21 protein-coding genes are annotated in these 16,679 nt (G+C 65.1%); 9 read left to right on the forward strand and 12 right to left on the reverse strand.

Going from position 1 to position 16,679, the window contains the following annotated elements; all coding sequences use genetic code 11:
* Positions 1-64: 64 nt before the first annotated feature.
* The gene (locus NATPE_RS13360) at positions 65-739 is read right to left on the reverse strand and encodes an HD domain-containing protein (protein ID WP_015299133.1); all 675 of its coding nucleotides are present in this window, start codon (positions 737-739) and stop codon (positions 65-67) included.
* Positions 740-961: 222 nt separating this feature from the next.
* Between NATPE_RS13360 and NATPE_RS13365 the strand changes: the two genes are divergently transcribed.
* The 3 genes from NATPE_RS13365 (at position 962) to NATPE_RS13375 (ending at position 3,547) form a co-directional block, all read left to right on the forward strand.
* A complete protein-coding gene (locus tag NATPE_RS13365; protein WP_006182017.1) occupies positions 962-1,378 on the forward strand; it encodes a cobalamin B12-binding domain-containing protein in 417 nt (138 codons plus the stop codon).
* Entirely contained in the window at positions 1,375-2,469 is a 1,095-nt protein-coding gene (gene meaB / locus NATPE_RS13370) for a methylmalonyl Co-A mutase-associated GTPase MeaB (RefSeq protein ID WP_006182018.1), read from the forward strand. Before NATPE_RS13365 ends, meaB begins: the two co-directional genes overlap by 4 nt.
* Before the next feature lie 139 nt (positions 2,470-2,608).
* The gene (locus tag NATPE_RS13375) at positions 2,609-3,547 is read left to right on the forward strand and encodes an alpha/beta fold hydrolase (RefSeq protein ID WP_006182019.1); all 939 of its coding nucleotides are present in this window, start codon (positions 2,609-2,611) and stop codon (positions 3,545-3,547) included.
* A 1-nt stretch (position 3,548) separates the two neighbouring features.
* Here the strand turns inward: NATPE_RS13375 and NATPE_RS13380 are convergent, their stop codons facing one another.
* Positions 3,549-3,917, reverse strand: coding sequence for a DUF502 domain-containing protein (locus tag NATPE_RS13380; protein ID WP_006182020.1), 369 nt, complete (start codon positions 3,915-3,917; stop codon positions 3,549-3,551).
* Positions 3,918-3,974: 57 nt separating this feature from the next.
* The gene (locus tag NATPE_RS13385) at positions 3,975-5,210 is read right to left on the reverse strand and encodes an RNA-guided endonuclease TnpB family protein (protein WP_006182021.1); all 1,236 of its coding nucleotides are present in this window, start codon (positions 5,208-5,210) and stop codon (positions 3,975-3,977) included.
* Positions 5,211-5,264: 54 nt separating this feature from the next.
* On the opposite strand from NATPE_RS13385, the gene NATPE_RS22735 reads away from it, so the two are divergent.
* Entirely contained in the window at positions 5,265-5,402 is a 138-nt protein-coding gene (locus tag NATPE_RS22735) for a hypothetical protein (protein WP_006182022.1), read from the forward strand.
* Positions 5,403-5,409: 7 nt separating this feature from the next.
* Here the strand turns inward: NATPE_RS22735 and NATPE_RS13390 are convergent, their stop codons facing one another.
* From NATPE_RS13390 to NATPE_RS13405, 4 genes are all read right to left on the reverse strand, one after another.
* A complete protein-coding gene (locus tag NATPE_RS13390; RefSeq protein ID WP_006182023.1) occupies positions 5,410-5,763 on the reverse strand; it encodes a DUF502 domain-containing protein in 354 nt (117 codons plus the stop codon).
* 70 nt (positions 5,764-5,833) lie between these two features.
* The gene (locus NATPE_RS13395; protein WP_006182024.1) at positions 5,834-6,229 is read right to left on the reverse strand and encodes a Zn-ribbon domain-containing OB-fold protein; all 396 of its coding nucleotides are present in this window, start codon (positions 6,227-6,229) and stop codon (positions 5,834-5,836) included.
* A complete protein-coding gene (locus NATPE_RS13400) occupies positions 6,229-7,395 on the reverse strand; it encodes a thiolase C-terminal domain-containing protein (RefSeq protein WP_006182025.1) in 1,167 nt (388 codons plus the stop codon). The genes NATPE_RS13395 and NATPE_RS13400 overlap by 1 nt, the downstream gene beginning before the upstream one ends.
* Positions 7,396-7,533: 138 nt before the next feature.
* Entirely contained in the window at positions 7,534-8,592 is a 1,059-nt protein-coding gene (locus NATPE_RS13405; protein WP_006182026.1) for a M20/M25/M40 family metallo-hydrolase, read from the reverse strand.
* Positions 8,593-8,752: 160 nt separating this feature from the next.
* Here NATPE_RS13405 and NATPE_RS13410 point away from each other — a divergent pair, with 160 nt between their 5' ends.
* A complete protein-coding gene (locus NATPE_RS13410; RefSeq protein ID WP_006182027.1) occupies positions 8,753-8,998 on the forward strand; it encodes a hypothetical protein in 246 nt (81 codons plus the stop codon).
* 56 nt (positions 8,999-9,054) lie between these two features.
* A complete protein-coding gene (locus tag NATPE_RS13415; protein ID WP_015299134.1) occupies positions 9,055-10,674 on the forward strand; it encodes an SLC13 family permease in 1,620 nt (539 codons plus the stop codon).
* Between the two features lie 119 nt (positions 10,675-10,793).
* Here NATPE_RS13415 and NATPE_RS13420 read toward each other — a convergent pair whose 3' ends face one another.
* Both NATPE_RS13420 and NATPE_RS13425 read right to left on the reverse strand, forming a co-directional pair.
* Positions 10,794-11,261, reverse strand: a complete 468-nt coding sequence (locus NATPE_RS13420; RefSeq protein ID WP_006182029.1) for a GNAT family N-acetyltransferase — start codon at positions 11,259-11,261, stop codon at positions 10,794-10,796.
* Between the two features lie 344 nt (positions 11,262-11,605).
* Positions 11,606-13,027 (reverse strand): heme o synthase, encoded by a 1,422-nt coding sequence (locus NATPE_RS13425; protein WP_006182030.1) that lies wholly within the window; start codon positions 13,025-13,027, stop codon positions 11,606-11,608.
* A gap of 149 nt (positions 13,028-13,176) precedes the next feature.
* On the opposite strand from NATPE_RS13425, the gene NATPE_RS13430 reads away from it, so the two are divergent.
* Complete coding sequence (locus tag NATPE_RS13430) at positions 13,177-13,515, forward strand: DUF7410 domain-containing protein (protein WP_006182031.1); 339 nt, start codon at positions 13,177-13,179, stop codon at positions 13,513-13,515.
* Positions 13,516-13,557: 42 nt separating this feature from the next.
* Here the strand turns inward: NATPE_RS13430 and NATPE_RS13435 are convergent, their stop codons facing one another.
* The gene (locus NATPE_RS13435) at positions 13,558-13,851 is read right to left on the reverse strand and encodes a DUF7111 family protein (protein WP_006182032.1); all 294 of its coding nucleotides are present in this window, start codon (positions 13,849-13,851) and stop codon (positions 13,558-13,560) included.
* Positions 13,852-13,958: 107 nt separating this feature from the next.
* On the opposite strand from NATPE_RS13435, the gene NATPE_RS13440 reads away from it, so the two are divergent.
* Together NATPE_RS13440 and NATPE_RS13445 are read left to right on the forward strand one after the other, a co-directional pair.
* Positions 13,959-14,858, forward strand: coding sequence for a DUF3267 domain-containing protein (locus tag NATPE_RS13440; protein ID WP_049804917.1), 900 nt, complete (start codon positions 13,959-13,961; stop codon positions 14,856-14,858).
* 39 nt (positions 14,859-14,897) lie between these two features.
* Positions 14,898-15,188: a PadR family transcriptional regulator gene (locus NATPE_RS13445; RefSeq protein ID WP_006182034.1), complete on the forward strand. Its 291-nt coding sequence runs from the start codon at positions 14,898-14,900 to the stop codon at positions 15,186-15,188.
* A gap of 39 nt (positions 15,189-15,227) precedes the next feature.
* Here NATPE_RS13445 and NATPE_RS22740 read toward each other — a convergent pair whose 3' ends face one another.
* Together NATPE_RS22740 and NATPE_RS13450 are read right to left on the reverse strand one after the other, a co-directional pair.
* Positions 15,228-15,389, reverse strand: coding sequence for a hypothetical protein (locus NATPE_RS22740; protein WP_006182035.1), 162 nt, complete (start codon positions 15,387-15,389; stop codon positions 15,228-15,230).
* A gap of 123 nt (positions 15,390-15,512) precedes the next feature.
* On the reverse strand, positions 15,513-16,658 hold the full coding sequence (locus tag NATPE_RS13450) for an acyl-CoA dehydrogenase (RefSeq protein WP_006182036.1): 1,146 nt from the start codon (positions 16,656-16,658) through the stop codon (positions 15,513-15,515).
* Between the last annotated feature and the right edge of the window lie 21 nt (positions 16,659-16,679).

Genomic DNA, 16,679 nt, shown 5'->3' on the forward strand with positions numbered 1-16,679 from the left:
CACTGGTCGACTGGTCGACGCTCCGATACGTGGCCGTCGTTGCGGGGACTGGCGCGCCGACGGCTCACTCACCCAGCGCGGCGATCTCGTCCTCGAGCCACTCGCTGAACCACTTGACGCGTTTCAGGCGTTGGTGGGCGATTCCCTCCGCGGTGTCGCTTTGGACGCGAGAGGCGGCGTCGTAGCCCCGCTCTAAGACGCGCTGGACCATCTCGTCACAGTCCATGTGTGTGCGGGCCTCATACCCCATCCGCAACAGCATCAACGCCGTCCCGTTCGCGCCGACCTTGTCGAGCAGGTCGGCCTCGATGAGACACTGCGTCTCCAAATCGAGGTCCGTCAGGTCGCCCTGATAGGAGTGGTGTTCGATGGCGCGACACACCTGCTGGATGAACGACTCGGGATAGTCCGCACGCGACTCGAGGAACTCCCGGGCGACCCGGGCCCCGGCCTCGGCGTGGAGTTCCTGATCGGTCTCGAGTTTGGCCACGTCGTGAAAGAGGGCGGCGACGCGAGTGACGTCGACGTCGGCACCCTCCTCCTCGGCGATCTCGGTCGCGAGATCGACCACGTTGAGGATGTGGTTGTGTCGGTACTCGGCGGAGTGCCACGGGTACCAGCGCATGCGGCCGCCCTCCTCTTCCTTCTCGACACTGGCCGCGAGATACTCGAAGACGAACCCTTTCATCTCCTCGAGTTCGGCGTCGGACACCCGCGTCTCCTTTATTTCGACGCCCACGATAGATCCCTCCGCAGTAGACGAACGATAGTCATTGACTGAATGTTCGGTCGTTTCGCTCTTTAGCCTTTGGTTCGTGACGGTTTCGCCCGCTCGTGACAGTCACGAGTCGAACAGCGTCCCCGATCGACGGGACAGACTCCCGGCGAAATCCCGACGCTCCGTCGACGATTCCCACGATCTTCCGTTAAAGTCAAACCGCGGGCTCGGGAAGTAGGGGGTATGAGCAGCGAACAGGAAGCGGAGTCGATTCGGTGTCTCGTCGCCAAAGTCGGCCTCGACGGTCACGATCGCGGCGCACACGTCATCGCGCGCGCGTTCCGGGATGCCGGCTTCGAGGTCATCTACTCCGGGCTCCACAAAGCGCCCGACGAAATCGTCCAGGCAGCGGTCCAAGAGGACGTCGACGTCCTCGGCATCTCCATCCTCTCGGGGGCCCACGACACGCTCGTCCCGAAGATCATGGACGGCCTCGAGGAGTACGGTGCGGCCGAGGACACGCTCGTGCTGGCCGGCGGCGTCATTCCCGAGGAGGACCGCGACGAACTCAGAGAACAGGGTGTCGCAGCCATCTTCGGCCCCGGAACCTCCGTCGAAGAGACGATCGAGTTCGTCCGCGAGAACGCGCCCCAGCGATGACCATGGACGCCGACGACCGGTCGCTCCTCGAGGACCTGCTCGCGGGGGAACACCGTGCGCTCGCCCGCGTGATCTCGAAGATCGAGAACCGGGCACCGGGCTATCGCGACCTCGTCTCGGAGCTGTATGCCCACACCGGGAACGCGGACGTGATCGGGATCACCGGCTCGCCGGGCGCGGGTAAGTCGACGCTGGTCGACAAGCTCGCCGAGACCTACCGCGATCGGGGCGAGACGGTCGGCGTCATCGCGATCGACCCGTCCTCACCCTTTACCGGCGGGGCGGTACTCGGCGACCGCATCCGGATGGCCTCCACGGTGGGCGACATGGACGTCTTCGTCCGCTCGATGAGTGCCCGAGGAACCCTCGGGGGACTCTCGACCGCCACCGCGGACGCCGTCAAGGCCATGGACGCCTTCGGCAAGGACAAGATCATCATCGAAACCGTCGGTGCCGGACAGAACGAGATCGACATCGTCCGAACCGCAGACACCGTCGCCGTCCTCGTCCCACCTGGCTCGGGCGACGACATCCAGACGCTGAAAGCGGGCATCCTCGAGATCGCCGACGTGTTCGTCGTCAACAAGGCCGACCGCGACGGCGCGGATCGGACGGTACAAGAACTCCGCGATATGGTTCAACTCGGCGACGGGAGCGGCCACGAGGGCGGTGGCCACCACAGCCAGGAGATCATCGACGCCCACGACGACTGGGACGGAGAGGCCGACGACGCCGACGAGACCGACACGGGCTGGACGCCGCCGATCGTCGAGACCGTCGCCATCCACGGCACCGGCGTCGACGAGTTCATCGACGAACTCGCGGCCCATCGGGACTACCTCGTTGCCTCCGGCGAACACGCCGAGCAGGTACGTACCCGCTACGCCGAGGAGATCCGCACCCTGTTGCGCGAAGACGTCCACGCCATGCTCGAGACCGAACTCGAGGCCGCCGGGGGAATCGACGGCCTCGCGGAAGACGTCCGGCAGGGCGAGACCGATCCCTACTCGATCGCGACCGACGTTCTCGAGCCCGTCGCGACCTGCCTCGAGAACCTCGAGACCGGGTCGGACGGATCGGGCACGGAGTGAGCCGGCCGGCACCGACGCGGCGTCGCTCGAGTCTTCGACCCACCGGCGAAACCGCCGTCTCCGCCGGCCGTGACCGGGACCCTAGCAGAAACCGTTCCCGAACCGGAGACCTAAGTTCGTTGGCAACTTACGGCAGCGTATGAAAGCCCGAACAGTCCTCGGTGCAGCCCTCGGAACCGTCGGTGGAGCCGTTCTCGGTAACCGCCTCCTGAAGCGGCGCGCTGGCGACCTCGAGAACCCGCTCGTCGGCATCGAACGGACGTATCGCTGGCGCGGAATCGAGACGCAGTATACGGTCGCCGGCGACCCCAACGCCCCCGACATGTTGCTTCTCCACGGGGTCTACGCGGGCGCGAGCAGCCACGAGTTCGAGCCGATCGTCGACCGGCTGGCGGAGGATTACCACGTCTACGCGGTCGACCTGCCCGGCTTCGGCCGCTCGGAACGACCGCCGCTGGTCTACTCCGCGACGCTGTACGCGGAGTTCGTCCGCGATTTCGCAAGCGACGTGACCGACGAGCCGATCGTCGTCGCCTCCTCGCTGTCGGGCTCCTTCGCCGTCGAGGCCGCCGACGAGACCGACTTCGAACGCCTCGTGTTGATCTGTCCGACCGGCGAAACGGCCGACGAACGGCCGTGGGTCCGCACCCTCCTGCGGACGCCGATCGTCGGCACGACGCTGTACAACCTGCTCGCGAGCAAGCCCTCGATCCGCCACTTCTACGACCGCGACGGCTACTACGACGCCGATCGCATCGATGCCGACGAGGTCCAGTACGCCTGGGAGAGCGCCCACCAGCCCGGGTCGCGTTATGCCCCAGCCTCCTTCGCCGCCGGCACCCTCGATCCCGACTTCGACCTCGCGACGGAGCTGGCCGCCCTCGAGACCCCGATCACGCTCGTCTGGGGCCGCGACGCCGAGTTGGTCCCGCTGCGTGACGGGCGGAATCTGGCGGCGGCCGCGGATCTCGATCTGGTCGTCATCGACTACGCGACCCAACTACCCCACGCCGAACACCCCGACGAGTTCGTCGAATACCTGTCCGCGGAGCTTCCGCGGGCCGACGCCGGCGACTGAGTCAGCGTTCGACGCGCTCGAGTAGCTGCGGCGACACCCCCTCCGGTGCCCGCTCGTCGCCCATCCCGGTCGTTACGATCAGGCGCATCCCGCGGCGGACGCTCATATCGGTCTCGTGGACCTGGTCCTCGGGGAGCAAGAGGAGCCGGCCGGCGGTCGGGTTCGGACTGTTCGGCAGAAAGACGTTGTAGACGTCACTGCCGGCGATCGCCTCGGCCTCCCGGGGTCCCTCACCGGTGACGAGCCCGATCATGTAGACGCCCTCGCGGGGGTACTCGACCAACACGACGCTCTCGTAGCTGGTCTTGCGCTCGACGAGCGAGTCGGCGACCTGCCGGACGCTGCCGTAGATCGTACTGACCAGTGACATCCTCCCCGCCGTGAACGGCGGGGCTTCCCACACGGTGGGAATCCGGCTTGGCAGGTTTCAGTCCGAGTACGCCGAGAGCGTCATCTGCGAGGATTTCTCGCTCGTCTCCCGGTGGACTGTGGCGCTGTCACAGGCGCTCCTATCCCGAGGTGAGTCATCGCGTTCCGGTTCCCAAGGAACGCTCTCTCCCCACGGGTTAGCGCGACCGGCGATGTTCGCCGCCGCGTTAATATCTGCTTGGAACTCAGAAACGTGGCAGTCGTCGTGCGGACACACGAACTCCGCTTGCTCTTTCCGCCGACCGAGCCGGTTGCAGGCGTAGCAGGTTTGTGAAGTGTACGCCGCGTTGATGTACTCGACGCGAATGCCTGCCTCGGTCGCTTTGTCCTCGATTCGACCCTGTAGCCGGGCGAACGCCCACGCGTGAAGCCGCCGGTTCATGAACTTCCCGCAGTCCAACCGCTCTCGGATGTACGACAAGTCTTCGAGGACGATAACGGGATTCTCGAACTGTTGGGCGTATTCGACGGCCTGCCGAGACGCCTTCTCGACAACATCCGTCAGGGAGTTTTGGTAGTGATCGAATCGTTCGTCCACGCGCCACTCGGCGGCGTCTCTCGACTGTAGCCGCCGGAGCGTGGTGAACATTTCTTTGCGAAGGTGTCGCGCTCGACTGCCGCTGACGAGCATCGGCTTCCGTGGCACGTCGCGTTTGAGGGCACAGCCCGTAATCAACGCGCTCTCGCCTACGTCGAAACCGATGTACGTCGGGTCGTCCGAATCGGTCGGTTCTTCGACCGGGTACTCGGCGGTGACGTGCAACTCCCACGACATGCGGTGTCGCTGTAGCCGCAACTCGCCCACCGTCGCATCTTCGGAGAGCAGGTCGAACCATAGGGATTCTTGCTCCGGGTTGATACGGAGTGGAATCCAGAAGTTCGTCCCGCGTCCGGGTTGCGGGGCCTGCCACACGAAGCCGTGTTCGCGCTCGTCGGAGTAGTCGAACTTCGCGGCCCGATTGACGAGTCGAAGCGGATGCTCGTCGTCCAACTCCTCGGCGTTGTACGTCGAACGGAGTTTCGGGACGTAGAATTTGAGCGCGTCTTTTGCTTGGTACGGCAGGTCGTAGGGCGTCACAATGTCGTTGACGGCTGACATTGTGTCAGCCTTGTTGTCGAAGGCGTCGTGGAGCGCTTCGCGGTAAGTGTCTAAGAGTCGCTGTAGGCGTTGCTCTTTGCCCGTGGTGGGCGTGACGAGCGTGGCCTGTAGCGTCTTCGTCACCGTCTCGGACACACCCGTAGATAGAACGTAGACAAAGTTAAGTGTACCGGAGTGCGAGAATGATTTATGCCACACATCAACTTCGAGGTAGACGAAGAACAGTACGAGTCGCTGAAAGAGACGAAGAAGCGCCACGGGCTGACGTGGAAGGGTATGCTACTCCACGCACAACGGGAGTTGGATTCCGGCCCGGCCACCGAGTAGCCGTTGGTCAGCACCGTGTCGCATTCCCTCCCGCCCTAAAGGGCGGGATTCCCTGCTTGTAGAAAGATGGGACGACGTTGACGAGTCGCCCGACGTTCCCGAACAGGTGTCGGCCGACGCTCAACTGGGCGAGAAAGCCGAGAACGACGGCCGCAACAGCGATCAGTATCACGGCAAACGCCTGCGCGACGACCGTCACGTTGCCGGTGTACTGGGCCAAACCCGCGGTGCGTACGAGCGGATCCACGAACTGTAACGACCAGTTGACGAGGAACCGCAGGACGTACAGCGTGACGACCAGTGGCGCGACCAGAATGAGTCCGGCAACGAAGCTTTGCCTGACAGTGTCCCAGACGTTCATAGCGGCCGTATCGTCTTGCGGATGAAATACTCATCGGCAGACACGACGATGGCTGCTGCCGTCCGGCGGCTTACGCCGGCCGCAGGCCGATCACGCGCTCGCCGGTCGTCTCGGAGGTCGCGATCTCGAGTTCGACCGCGAGGCCGGTCTCGACGTCGTCGACGTCGATCCCGACGACTTGGCCGGTCAGGCTGACGGGGCCGAAGTCCACGACGGCCGTCGCGTAGGGGGCGTCCTCCTCGAAGGCCGGCGTCGGGACGTGTGTGACGGTGAACGTCCGAATCTCGCCGGTGTCCGGGAGGGCGAGTTCCTCGAGGTCGGTCGCGCCACAGTCGGGACAGACCCGACGCGGTGGCAGGGACGTGTGATCCTCGGGACACTCGAGGTAGTAGGCTGTGCCGTCCTCGGCGGCATCGAGCCAGTCGTCGAAGCCGGCGTCAGTGACGGTGTCTTCGGCGTCGCTCATTACTCCATCACCTCCAGAACGTGAACGGTCGCGCTCGCGACCGTGCCGCCCGCGTTGTGGGCGACGCCGGTCGTCGCGTCCGCGACGTGGTCGCTGTTTGGATGCTCACCGGCCAGCAGGTCGGTCACCTCGGCGATCTGGGAAGCACCCGTCGCACCGACCGGGTGGCCTTTGGCCTTCAGCCCGCCCGAGAGGTTGATCGGCGTCTCGCCGTCCGCGGTCGTCCGCCCGTCGCGGGCGGCCGTGATCCCCTCGCCGATCGGCTCGAGATCGAGCGCCTCGAGTGCCAGCACTTCGGCGATGGTAAAGCAGTCGTGGACCTCCGCGAGGTCGACGTCGCCGGCCGAGACGCCGGCGTCGGCGTAGGCTTCCGCGCCGGCTTCGCGGGCCGCGGGCGAGCGGGCGAGGTACTCGCGGTCGTGCAGCGCCATCCGGTCGCCACCCTGTCCGGTGCCCGTGATCGCGACCGGGGCCTCGAGGTCGTGTTCCGCAGCGTAAGACTCGCTCGTGAGGACCAGCGCCGACGCGCCGTCCGAGATCGGACAGGCGTCGTAGAGCCCGAGCGGTTCGGAAACCGGCGGTGCCTCGAGGGCGTCCGAGACCTCGATCGCGCTCTGGTACTGGGCCTTCTCGTTCGAGAGGGCGTTGGCGTGGTTCTTGACCGCGATATGGGCGAGATCCTCGTGTTCGCCGCCGAACTCGTCGAAGTAGGCCCGAGCCATCAACGCGTACGCGCCGGGGAAGGTCACGCCGGCCCGTACCTCCCAGAGGTCGTCGGCGGCGATCGCCAGCGCCTCCGTCGCGCCAGCGGTGCCGAGGTTGGTCATTCGCTCCGCACCGCCGACGAGGAGAACGTCGTTCTCGCCGTTGCGAATCCGTGTGACCGCCTCGCGGACCGCGGTACCGCTCGAGGCACACGCGGACTCGTACCGGGTCGCAGGGGCCTGGACACCGGCCGCTTCGGCCATCAGCGGCCCCTGGTGGCCCTGATGCTCGGAGAGTTCGCCCATAAAGTTGCCATAGAAGACGCCCTCGACGTCCTCGCGGGGAACGCCGCTGTCCTCGAAGGCCGCGATACTCGCCTCCGCGAAGAGATCACGGCTGGTCCGCTCGGGACTGTTCCCGAACGGCGTCAGCCCTGTCCCTGCAACACGTACGTCACTCATGTACACACGCGTAGTGGACGGATCCGTTAATACTCGGCGGTTACGGCGACGAATGCCACTTGCGTGAGTTGGGTGGCGGGTCGATCGATATCGCCCTGTCCCACGACGAACGGCGAACGCTACGAGGGGCTGCTCGCACTATTCGATGCCAGCGGAAAGATCGCAGTCAGCAACAGTAGCTGGGACGCCACTCAGAAGTTCGGCAACCGTCTCGAGATCCGCCAGGTCCACGACCTCGACGGGTGTGTGCATATAGCGGTTCGGGACGCCGACGTTCACCGATGGAATCCCCCCGCGCGAAGTATAGAACGCATCGGCATCCGTCCCGGTGTTCGTTCCCGATGCCTGTAGCTGAATATCGATATCGGCCTCGGAGGCGGTCTGCCGAACCGCATCGACGAGTCGCGGATGGTTCGCGCTTCCGCGTACGACGACTGGGCCATCACCGAGTTCGACACCGGTTTGTTGCGCTGACGTGATATCCGGAGTATCCGTCGCGTGAGTTACGTCTATCGCGACTACTGCATCGGGTGCAAGATCGAAGCCGACCATTTTCGCGCCCTGTAACCCGACCTCCTCTTGAACCGTAGAGACGGCATAGATCGTTGCCTCGTGGTCACGTTCGGCTGCCCGCCGAAGTGCTTCCGCCGCAGCCCAGATACCGATACGATTGTCCAATCCACGGGCTGCGATCCGTCCGTTCTCCAGTTCGGAGACCGTTTGATCGAACGTAACCGGATCGCCGCGTTCGACTAATTCCTCGGCTTCGGCCGCATCGTCAGCGCCGATATCGAGATACTGCTCGTCGATATCGGCGACCGATTCGTCTTCGTGATCACGAAGATGAATCGCCGTCTGACCGATCACTCCCGAAACTGGCCCAGCATCGGTATGAATACGGACGTGCTGGCCCTTCGAGACGGTCCGGTCCGACCCCCCGACAGGAGTTATTCGGAGGATGCCGCTTTCTTCGATATCCCGCACCATGAAGCCGATTTCGTCGCTGTGTCCAGTGAGGGCGATCGACGTCTCGTTCCCTTCCAGCACGGCGACGGCGTTGCCGTAACTGTCGGTTCTCACCTCGTCGGCAAACTCCTCGACGTACTCCACCCAGCGACGTTGACCCGGGGTCTCGAACCCCGACGGCGTCGCTGTGGTGAGTAATTCGTCGAGAAACTGACGGCGTTGTTGCTCCATGTACCGACATGGGTCCCGATAGGTGAAAAATTCGACTATGATTTCGCGGACACACCCGTCGCGACATTCGTGGTGATCGTGGGCCAGAAACGACGATTCCACCGCCGCCGGACGGAACGCATTTCAAGTCACCGTAGTATGTCTCCCGTAACTGACGCTCATGGATACTTCCGACCTCCCCGATCCCGAGGGAATCTCCCCGCTGGCGTGGCGACTCCTCCGTGTTGCGGCCGGATACGAACAACGGGCGGTCGAACGGGAAATAGACGACCTCATGCAGGCACACCTCTCGATGCTCGAGAGCGGGAGCCGGTCCCTGTCCCGACCGCGCCGGAAGACGTTGCTGGAACTCTACGCTGCGGAACTGACCGTCGAACAGGTGCGGGCGATCGTCGACCACTTCTAAGGGAACTCTCGAATGGAAGCGCTTAAGATCCATAATGATAATTCCTCCGTGTATCAATGATACACGGACTTTTGGGTGGTTTAGACCGCCGGACATCCCTATTCGCCCTCGCAGGGATCGGGACAGTAGCAATCGCGGCCGCACCGTCGCCGTCGGGGCTGTCGATGACGGGCCAGTACGCGCTCGCAACGATGTTCTTCGCCGGGTTCCTCTGGGTCACCGGCGCGCTCCCGCTCGCGGTCACCGCGCTGACGATTCCCGTCTTGCTCACGGGGACCGGCGTCTACGACTCGATGGACGCGGCCCTCGTCGGGTTCGCCGATCACATCATCTTCCTGTTTTTAGCCGGGTTCATGCTGGCTAACGGGATCCAGAAGTACAATATCGACCGGCGGATCGCGCTGTATTCCATCGCCAAAATGGGCAGTTCGCCGCGGCGGCTGATCTTCGCGATCATGGTCGTGACCGCCGTGTTGTCGATGTGGGTGTCAAACACCGCGACGGCCGCGATGATGATGCCGATCGCAGTCGGCGTCCTCAGTCAGGTCCTCGATCGGGACGATCTTGCGTCGTCGGACGAGCAGGATCGGGCGAGTGATGCCGCCGAAACGGCCGCCGACGGCGGGACCGCCGAATCGACGGCTGCCTTTACCAACCTCCAGATTTCGATGCTGCTCGGGACCGCCTACGCCGCGAGCGTCGGCGGCGTCGGGACGATCATCGGCACGCCGCCGAACGCGATCCTCGTCGGCCAGCTCAACGCCATTCTGGACTACGAGATCGGGTTCACCGACTGGTTCCTCGTCGGGTTCCCGGTCGTCGTCGTGACGCTGCCACTCGTCTGGTTCCTTCTGACGTACGTGCTGTATCCGCCCGAGGTGCCGGACGTCGAACGGGCGCGAGCCACCGCCCGGGAGCAACTCGAGGCCGAAGGCGAACTCGATCCCCGCGGGAAACGGGTGGCGGCGATCTTCGCCGTGACGGCGGGGCTCTGGATGCTCGGCGGGCTCGGTGACCTCTTCGAGCCGTACCTCCCAGCCACCTGGATGACGACCGTGTTCGGCGGCGAGGGGATGACGGTCTTCGGCGTCGAGGGCCATCAGGGGCTGCTCTACTACGTCATGGTCGGCGTCGCGGCGATTCCCGCGCTCGTGCTGGCCGACACGATGGAGTGGGACGAACTGGTCGACATCGACTGGGGAACGCTGTTGCTGTTCGGCGGCGGGATCTCCCTCGCGAACGCGCTGGCGGACACGGGCGCGACGGAGTGGATCGCAGACACCGTGTTCGGCGGGCTCGTCGGCGCGCCGATTATCCTCGTCATCGGCGCGGTCGTGCTGGTCGTCATCTTCCTCACCGAAATGACGTCGAACTCCGCGACGACCAGCATCATCGTCCCCATTCTGATCAGCCTCGGGAGCGTCTTCTCGGCGACGCTCGGGCTGACCGACTTTTCGACCGCGCTCTTTCTCTCCGTCGCCGGCGCGATCGCCGCGAGCTTCGCGTTCGCGCTGCCGGTCGCGACGCCACCCAACGCCATCGTCTTCGGCAGCGGATACGTCAAACAACGCCACATGCTCCGAGCGGGACTGGTCCTGAACGCGATCATGACGGTCGTGCTGACGGCCATCATCTGGGTCCTGTTTACGTTCGTCTGGCCACACCTGCTCTGGTAACCCGCCTCGAGGGTACGTGATTCAACCGAGGCATCTCGTCGTTGTGCTGGATCGAAGGGGCTGCGAGATCCGCGAAATCCCAGGTCGATCGGTACGGCAGGGCAGAATCTTGCGAGTGGTCACGACAGTGACTGTACGTATTCGATCTGTTTCGGTCTGAAATCCGTCTCCCGGTAGAACCGCCGTGCATCTTCGTTCTGCCACTCACAAGATACTTTGAGGTGATCACAGCCTCTGTCGCGGGCCATCTCTGTTACGCGTTCGACGACCGATGTGCCGTGACCGCGACTCCGTTGGTCGTCGTCGATGAACAGGTCCACGATGCGAAGGAAATCCGAATACTGGCGGGACGGGTGGTGGCCTTCCCGAAGGATGACGTAACCGATGGTCTCGTTTTCGCGGACGATGAGATAGGCAGTGGTCTTCTCGGCATCGAGGTACTTCTGGAAGCCGTCCTTGGCGATATCACGAACATCCGTACGGACGAGTCGGTTCAATTCGTCGTATGCTTCCATCGACTGTGCGAGGGAGTGCCAGCGGTCAACTAACGCATCGAGATCGTCTGCTGTGGCTTCTATGAGTTCCATACGTCGACTTCTTACGTTCCAATAATATATTCGGAGGGGAAGCGTCAATAAAACAGGACGATACATCGTTCTGTGACCGGTATCTCCACCCCAAGTAACTGCGGAATAAACGCCGAGCAGTCACTGAATACACGCTCTATTCAACACGCTGTTCTCAAGGGCTAACGATGAGATCGATCGCGTCTGTGTTATCCGTGTCCCAGATGCACTGTCTCGACAGCGGGAGAGGCGCGTATTCCGTGGCATCGGAGTTGGCTTCCACCCCGGCCGTAACGTTGCGGTATCCATCGGACAGCCGTCCAACCGGGACGGAACCGGCCCGCTCGAGCCGAGACCGCGATCGGTCAGAACGCCAGCGCGTCCACGAGGATCGCGACCAGCACGGCTCCGAGGAAGGCGTTCGAGGCGTGGAACGAGCGGAACGCGGCGGCCTCGGTCTGTTCGAAGTGGAGTCGCACGGCGGTCCAGAGGAAGATCCCGCCGAAGACGACGACGGTCCCGGCATACAGTGCGCCGAGGTCAGTGATCCAGGCCAGCGCGATCGTACTCACGAGCGTCGCGGCGATGTAGTAGATGATCTGCTTTCGGGTCTCCGTCTCGCCGCGGACGACCGGCATCATCGGGAAGCCACCGCGGGCGTAGTCGTCCTTGTAGGCCAGCGCGAGGTTGTAGAAGTGCGCCGGCGTCCACAGGAAGATGACCGCCGCGAGCGCGAGGCCGGGCCAGCCGATCTCGTTGGTCACGGCGGCCCAGCCGATCAGCGCGGGCAGTGCCCCCGCAGCGCCGCCGATGACGGTGTTCTGGACCGTGTTCGGCTTGAGAAGGAGCGTATAGACGACGCTGTAAAACAGGATCGCGGCCAGGCCGAGCGCCGCGGCCAGCCGGTTGATCGTCAGGAAGGCCGCAAGCGACAGCCCGGTCAACGCGAGCCCGAAGGCCAGCGCGTTCCGGACCGGAATCAGATCCACCGCGAGCGGGCGCTCGGCGGTCCGGGACATCTTCTGGTCGACGTCGCGCTCGAGGACGTGGTTGAACGTCCCGCTGGCACCGATCGCGAGGACGCCGCCACCGAGCGTCGCGACGATCGTATAGATCTCGAGGCCGGGGCCGGCAGCCAAGGCCATCCCGGCGGCGGCGACCAGACAGAGCAGCCACATCAGGCGCGGCTTCATCATCTGGAAGTAGGCGAAGGCGGTCAGCCGGGCGCGTGCCAGGCGACTCGAGGGGAGCGTGCGTTCGCTCGCGGTCGGGACCGACTCCTCGAGGGGTTCCGGGGAGGTGACGCCGTCCTCGTCTTCGCTCCCGGTCGCGATCTCTAAGTCCCAGGCGAGCGCGAGGACGACCGCCGAGAAGATGACGAGCCCGAGCCCGAGGTGCAGCCCGGGGACGATCGCGGCGGGGCCGATCGTCGCGGTGACGGCACCGACGCCGACCTGGACGATATAGAGGACGGCGGCGACGGCCAGCGTCGTTCGGACGCGGCTCGAGACGTCTCCGAAAACGGCGGCGGCGGCCGTCGCGGCCACGAGCAGGCCGACGACGACGGCGGCGAGCCGGTGGGCCCACGCGATCGCGAGTTCGGTCTGGCTCAGCGGATCGACCGGTGCGTGACAGGTCGGCCACGTCGAACACGACGCGGCGGCGTTCGTCAGCGACGTCGTCGCGCCGACGATGAGGAGGAGGTAAACGCCCAGCGCGGTCGCTGCGAGCAGTGCGGAGAAGCGATGTCGCGTGCCGACGGGGCGGGGAAACGACTCTGTTGCCACGGCTATTCTCGTCTACACCCTTCGACTCCGCGTATTTAGGGCTCCCGCTTTTTCCCACAGCGGGACACCGATGCCGGTCGTCTCGGCCGGCGAGACAGTCGGCGAAAACCGACCGAAAACGCATATGACGGGTCGTCGTAGTCGTCGCCGTGTCGGGCGACTCGAGCGATCACGCGCCGACGGGTGCGAGTTCCACCCGCGGAGCCACGACGGGCACCGAACCTGCAGTCGACGCGCCCGAGGGTGGCAAAGACGGCGACCCGCCAGCGCGGTGTCCGTACTGCGGGCGGCCGTTTCGGCGGGTCCGCTACGAACGACTCCACCGGGGCCGCGCCCACCCCGCGCGACTCTCGGACCGGGAGCGGGCAGCCCTCGAGCGGGCCCGCCGTGCGGAAAGCAAGACGATGCGACGAGTCCGCCTGTACGCCGTCGGTGCCGTCGTCGTCATCTATTTCGGCCTGTTAATCGTCGCGGCGTTCGTCGTCTGATCCGGGGAGCGTCGTCTTCTCCCGGCCTCGTTGCCGGTCCGTTCACATCCCCATATCTTCGGCGGCCTCGGGGACCGGCAGGTCGTGTGGCGGGACGCCGAGCAGTTCCCCGACGTGATCCAGCGCCATGTCGAACCCGTAGTAGCGCTCGAGTTCGTCGCCGTCGGCCGTCGGGCGTACCTTCAGCATGGCGTACCCCTCGACGTTCTGTGCGATCGCGGCGGTCGCGCTCGGGCCGGCTCCGGAGTCGCGCTCGAACGACAGGATCCGTTCGGTCTCGGTCTCGTCGTAGGTCGCGGCGATCCCGTTGGCGTCGGCCGTCCGTTCGTCGGTCATGGGCGACAGTGGGGAACCGATCACCGGGAAACTGTCGGTTCCGGTCGAGCCCGCCGGGAGGGGCGAACATCGACACCGATTTTTCGGTCGCCTTCGAGATGCGGGCCGTGAACCGATCGGATGCCGCTACGGCCCGTCGCCCGCTCGCGACGTTCCGACTCACTCGGGCGGTCGCCCTCCAGTGGCTCGTCGTCTCCGCCGCGGGGTTTTTCGGCGCGGTCTACGCGTTCGCCCGCGTCCTCGCCCGGCTCCGCGGCGTCGCCCTCGAGCCGATCGTGATCGCGCCGTCGTCGCCGCCGACGGTCCTCGTCTGGCTGGCCGTCTCCGTCGGCCTGCTGGTCGTCGTGGTCGTCCCTCACGAACTGCTGCATGGCCTCTTTCTGGCCCGATACGGCGGCTCGCCGCGCTACGGCGTCGGCGTCTCCCACTTCGTCCTCCCCTACGCCTACGCCGAGACCGACGGCTCGAGCTACACCCGCAACCAGCTGTTGATCGCCCTGCTCGCACCGTTTGCCGTGATCACCGTCGTCGGCCTCGCCGCGATGGTCGTCTCCCCGTCGCCGCTGCTTGTCGTCCCGCTGGCGGCGAACGCGGCCGGCTCGATCGGCGACCTCTGGATGGCCGCGGTCCTCTGTCAGTACCCCGCCGACGTCCGCGTCGGCGATCCGCCCGGCGGCGTCCAGGGCTTTGGCATCTACGGGACCGACGAGGGTGCGAGCGACCGGTCGCCCGGAATGCGGATCCTCTCGCGCTTTGTGACCGGGAGCGTTGGGACCCTCGCCGCCGTCGTGACCTACGCGCTGGTGGCCGTCTTGCTCTCGCTGGCTTTCGGCTCCGGCGACGTCGTCCTCGGCGATCCCGATCAGGGGTGGCTGCTCGTCCGGCACGACCGCCGCCCCGACGGGAGCGCCCTCCTCGAGATCGGCGATCGAGCCATGCTCGGCGCAGCGGCCCTCGGCGGGCTCGCATGGACGATCGTCGCGACGCTGCGACAGCGCCTCGAGTGAAACCGTAACGCTCGAGCCGCCGGTAGCCCACCCCGCGGTATGACCAAGTGGCTCCGGAGCGGCCGCCGGCGGGACATCTGTTTCCTGCTCGCCGCGGCCGCGGACGGCGAACTGCGCGGCCAGCAGCTGAAAACGCGCCTCGAGTCCCACTACGACGACCGGCTCGAGCCCAAATCGTTCTACGGCTCGCTGTCGGCGCTGGTCGACGCTGGATTCGTCGAGAAGCGGACTGAAGGACTGCACGACGTTTACGCACTGACCGACGGCGGGAAACGGCGAGTCCGGGACCACTACGACTGGGTCAGTGACTGTCTCGAGGACGACGACTGACGGCGACGGCGTGGCGGCTGCGGTCGGCTCGCCATGCCGTCACTCGAGCGAGGGGTTTCTGAGCAGATGGACGACGACGTAGATCGGGAGCGCAAACAGCAAGACGAACAGCGGAATCATCGCGCCCTCGGCTTCCTCGCCGAACGTTCGGACGATCAGTGTGTACGCGATGATCGCGAGGAACAACTCCGTTCGGTCCATAGACACACTGCGCTCGGCACTTGTATAAGTATGACGAATAGATAGAATAGAAACAAAACCGGGCGACAAAGAGTGAGGGCAACCGATCCACGAGCCGTATCGACTCGCGGGGGCGCCGGGGAGTTACTCCTCGAGCAGTTGGTCGCCGATCGTGTTCCGCAGCACCTCGCTGGTGCCCTCGTAGATCTCGTTGAGCTTGGCGTCGCGGTAGAACCGCTGGGCGGCGAAGTCCTTGGTGTAACCGTAGCCGCCGTGGATCTGGATACCCTCGTTGGCGACCTCGCGGCTGACTTCGGAGGCGTAGAGCTTGGCCTGCGAGGCGTCCTTGATGTAGTCCTCGCCGCGGATCTTCTTGTCGGCGGCCTTGTGCATGAGCATCTTCGCGGCCTGGATCTTGGTGTCCATGTCCGCGAGCTTGTGTTTGATCGACTGGAACTCGCCGATCGGCTGGCCGAACTGCTCGCGTTCGCCGGCGTAGTCACGGGCCTCCTCGAAGGCCGCGCGGGCGATGCCGACCCCGCGGGCGGCGATCGTGATCCGACCGCCGTTGAGCGTCTTCAGCGCGTGGACGAAGCCGTCACCTTCCTCGCCGAGCCGGCGCGTTTCGGGGATCCGGAGGTCGTCGAACCGGAGTTCGGCGGTCGGACAGCCCTTGTCACCGAGTTTGTCCTCGGTGCCTTCGACGATGAAGCCGTCGTCCTCCTCGGGCCGGACGATAAAGGACGAAATGCCCTTGTTCCCCGCATCGGGATCGGTCTTGGCAAAGAGCGTGACCGTATCCGCGACGGAGCCGTTCGAGATCCAGAGTTTACCGCCGTTGATGACGTACTCGTCGCCGTCTTTCTCGGCGGTGGTCTCCATCGCCGGCACGTCGCTGCCCGCACCGGCTTCCGAGAGCGCGAACGCCCCGATGTCCTCGCCCGCCGCGACGGGGGTCAGGTACTCCTCTTTCTGGGACTCGTCGCCGAACTCGTAGAGCATGTTGCCCGCCAGCGAGGTGTGGGCGGCGACGATCGTCCCCAGGCCGCCCGAGCCACGGGCGATCTCCTCAAGCCCGATCGCGTAGGAGTGATAGTCCAGCCCGGCACCGCCGTACTCCTCGGGGAAGGGCATCCCCATCAGCCCCAGTTCGGCCATCTGGTCGACGAGGTCCTGTGGGAACTCGTCGTCGTGGTCGATCTCTTCGGCGACGGGGACGACCTCCTCGTCGACGAACTCCGACACCATGTCCCGAATCTGTTGCTGCTCGGCCGAGAGTGCAAAGTCCATACGGCGGAATTAGGAATCATG

It is taken from the genome of Natrinema pellirubrum DSM 15624, from assembly GCF_000230735.2.
GTDB classification, from domain to species: Archaea; Halobacteriota; Halobacteria; order Halobacteriales; family Natrialbaceae; genus Natrinema; species Natrinema pellirubrum.

Excerpts from the sequence above, each read along its gene's own strand:
- NATPE_RS13450 (WP_006182036.1), bottom strand. The coding sequence starts at position 16,658 with ATGGACTTTGCACTCTCGGCCGAGCAGCAACAGATTCGGGACATGGTG.
- NATPE_RS13395 (WP_006182024.1), bottom strand. The coding sequence starts at position 6,229 with ATGAGCGACGCCGAAGACACCGTCACTGACGCCGGCTTCGACGACTGG.
- NATPE_RS13415 (WP_015299134.1), top strand. The coding sequence starts at position 9,055 with ATGATACACGGACTTTTGGGTGGTTTAGACCGCCGGACATCCCTATTC.
- NATPE_RS13400 (WP_006182025.1), bottom strand. The coding sequence starts at position 7,395 with ATGAGTGACGTACGTGTTGCAGGGACAGGGCTGACGCCGTTCGGGAAC.
- NATPE_RS13445 (WP_006182034.1), top strand. The coding sequence starts at position 14,898 with ATGACCAAGTGGCTCCGGAGCGGCCGCCGGCGGGACATCTGTTTCCTG.
- NATPE_RS13405 (WP_006182026.1), bottom strand. The coding sequence starts at position 8,592 with ATGGAGCAACAACGCCGTCAGTTTCTCGACGAATTACTCACCACAGCG.
- NATPE_RS22735 (WP_006182022.1), top strand. The coding sequence starts at position 5,265 with ATGCCACACATCAACTTCGAGGTAGACGAAGAACAGTACGAGTCGCTG.
- NATPE_RS13390 (WP_006182023.1), bottom strand. The coding sequence starts at position 5,763 with ATGAACGTCTGGGACACTGTCAGGCAAAGCTTCGTTGCCGGACTCATT.
- NATPE_RS13380 (WP_006182020.1), bottom strand. The coding sequence starts at position 3,917 with ATGTCACTGGTCAGTACGATCTACGGCAGCGTCCGGCAGGTCGCCGAC.
- NATPE_RS22740 (WP_006182035.1), bottom strand. The coding sequence starts at position 15,389 with ATGGACCGAACGGAGTTGTTCCTCGCGATCATCGCGTACACACTGATC.
- NATPE_RS13435 (WP_006182032.1), bottom strand. The coding sequence starts at position 13,851 with ATGACCGACGAACGGACGGCCGACGCCAACGGGATCGCCGCGACCTAC.
- NATPE_RS13365 (WP_006182017.1), top strand. The coding sequence starts at position 962 with ATGAGCAGCGAACAGGAAGCGGAGTCGATTCGGTGTCTCGTCGCCAAA.
- meaB (WP_006182018.1), top strand. The coding sequence starts at position 1,375 with ATGACCATGGACGCCGACGACCGGTCGCTCCTCGAGGACCTGCTCGCG.
- NATPE_RS13375 (WP_006182019.1), top strand. The coding sequence starts at position 2,609 with ATGAAAGCCCGAACAGTCCTCGGTGCAGCCCTCGGAACCGTCGGTGGA.
- NATPE_RS13410 (WP_006182027.1), top strand. The coding sequence starts at position 8,753 with ATGGATACTTCCGACCTCCCCGATCCCGAGGGAATCTCCCCGCTGGCG.
- NATPE_RS13420 (WP_006182029.1), bottom strand. The coding sequence starts at position 11,261 with ATGGAACTCATAGAAGCCACAGCAGACGATCTCGATGCGTTAGTTGAC.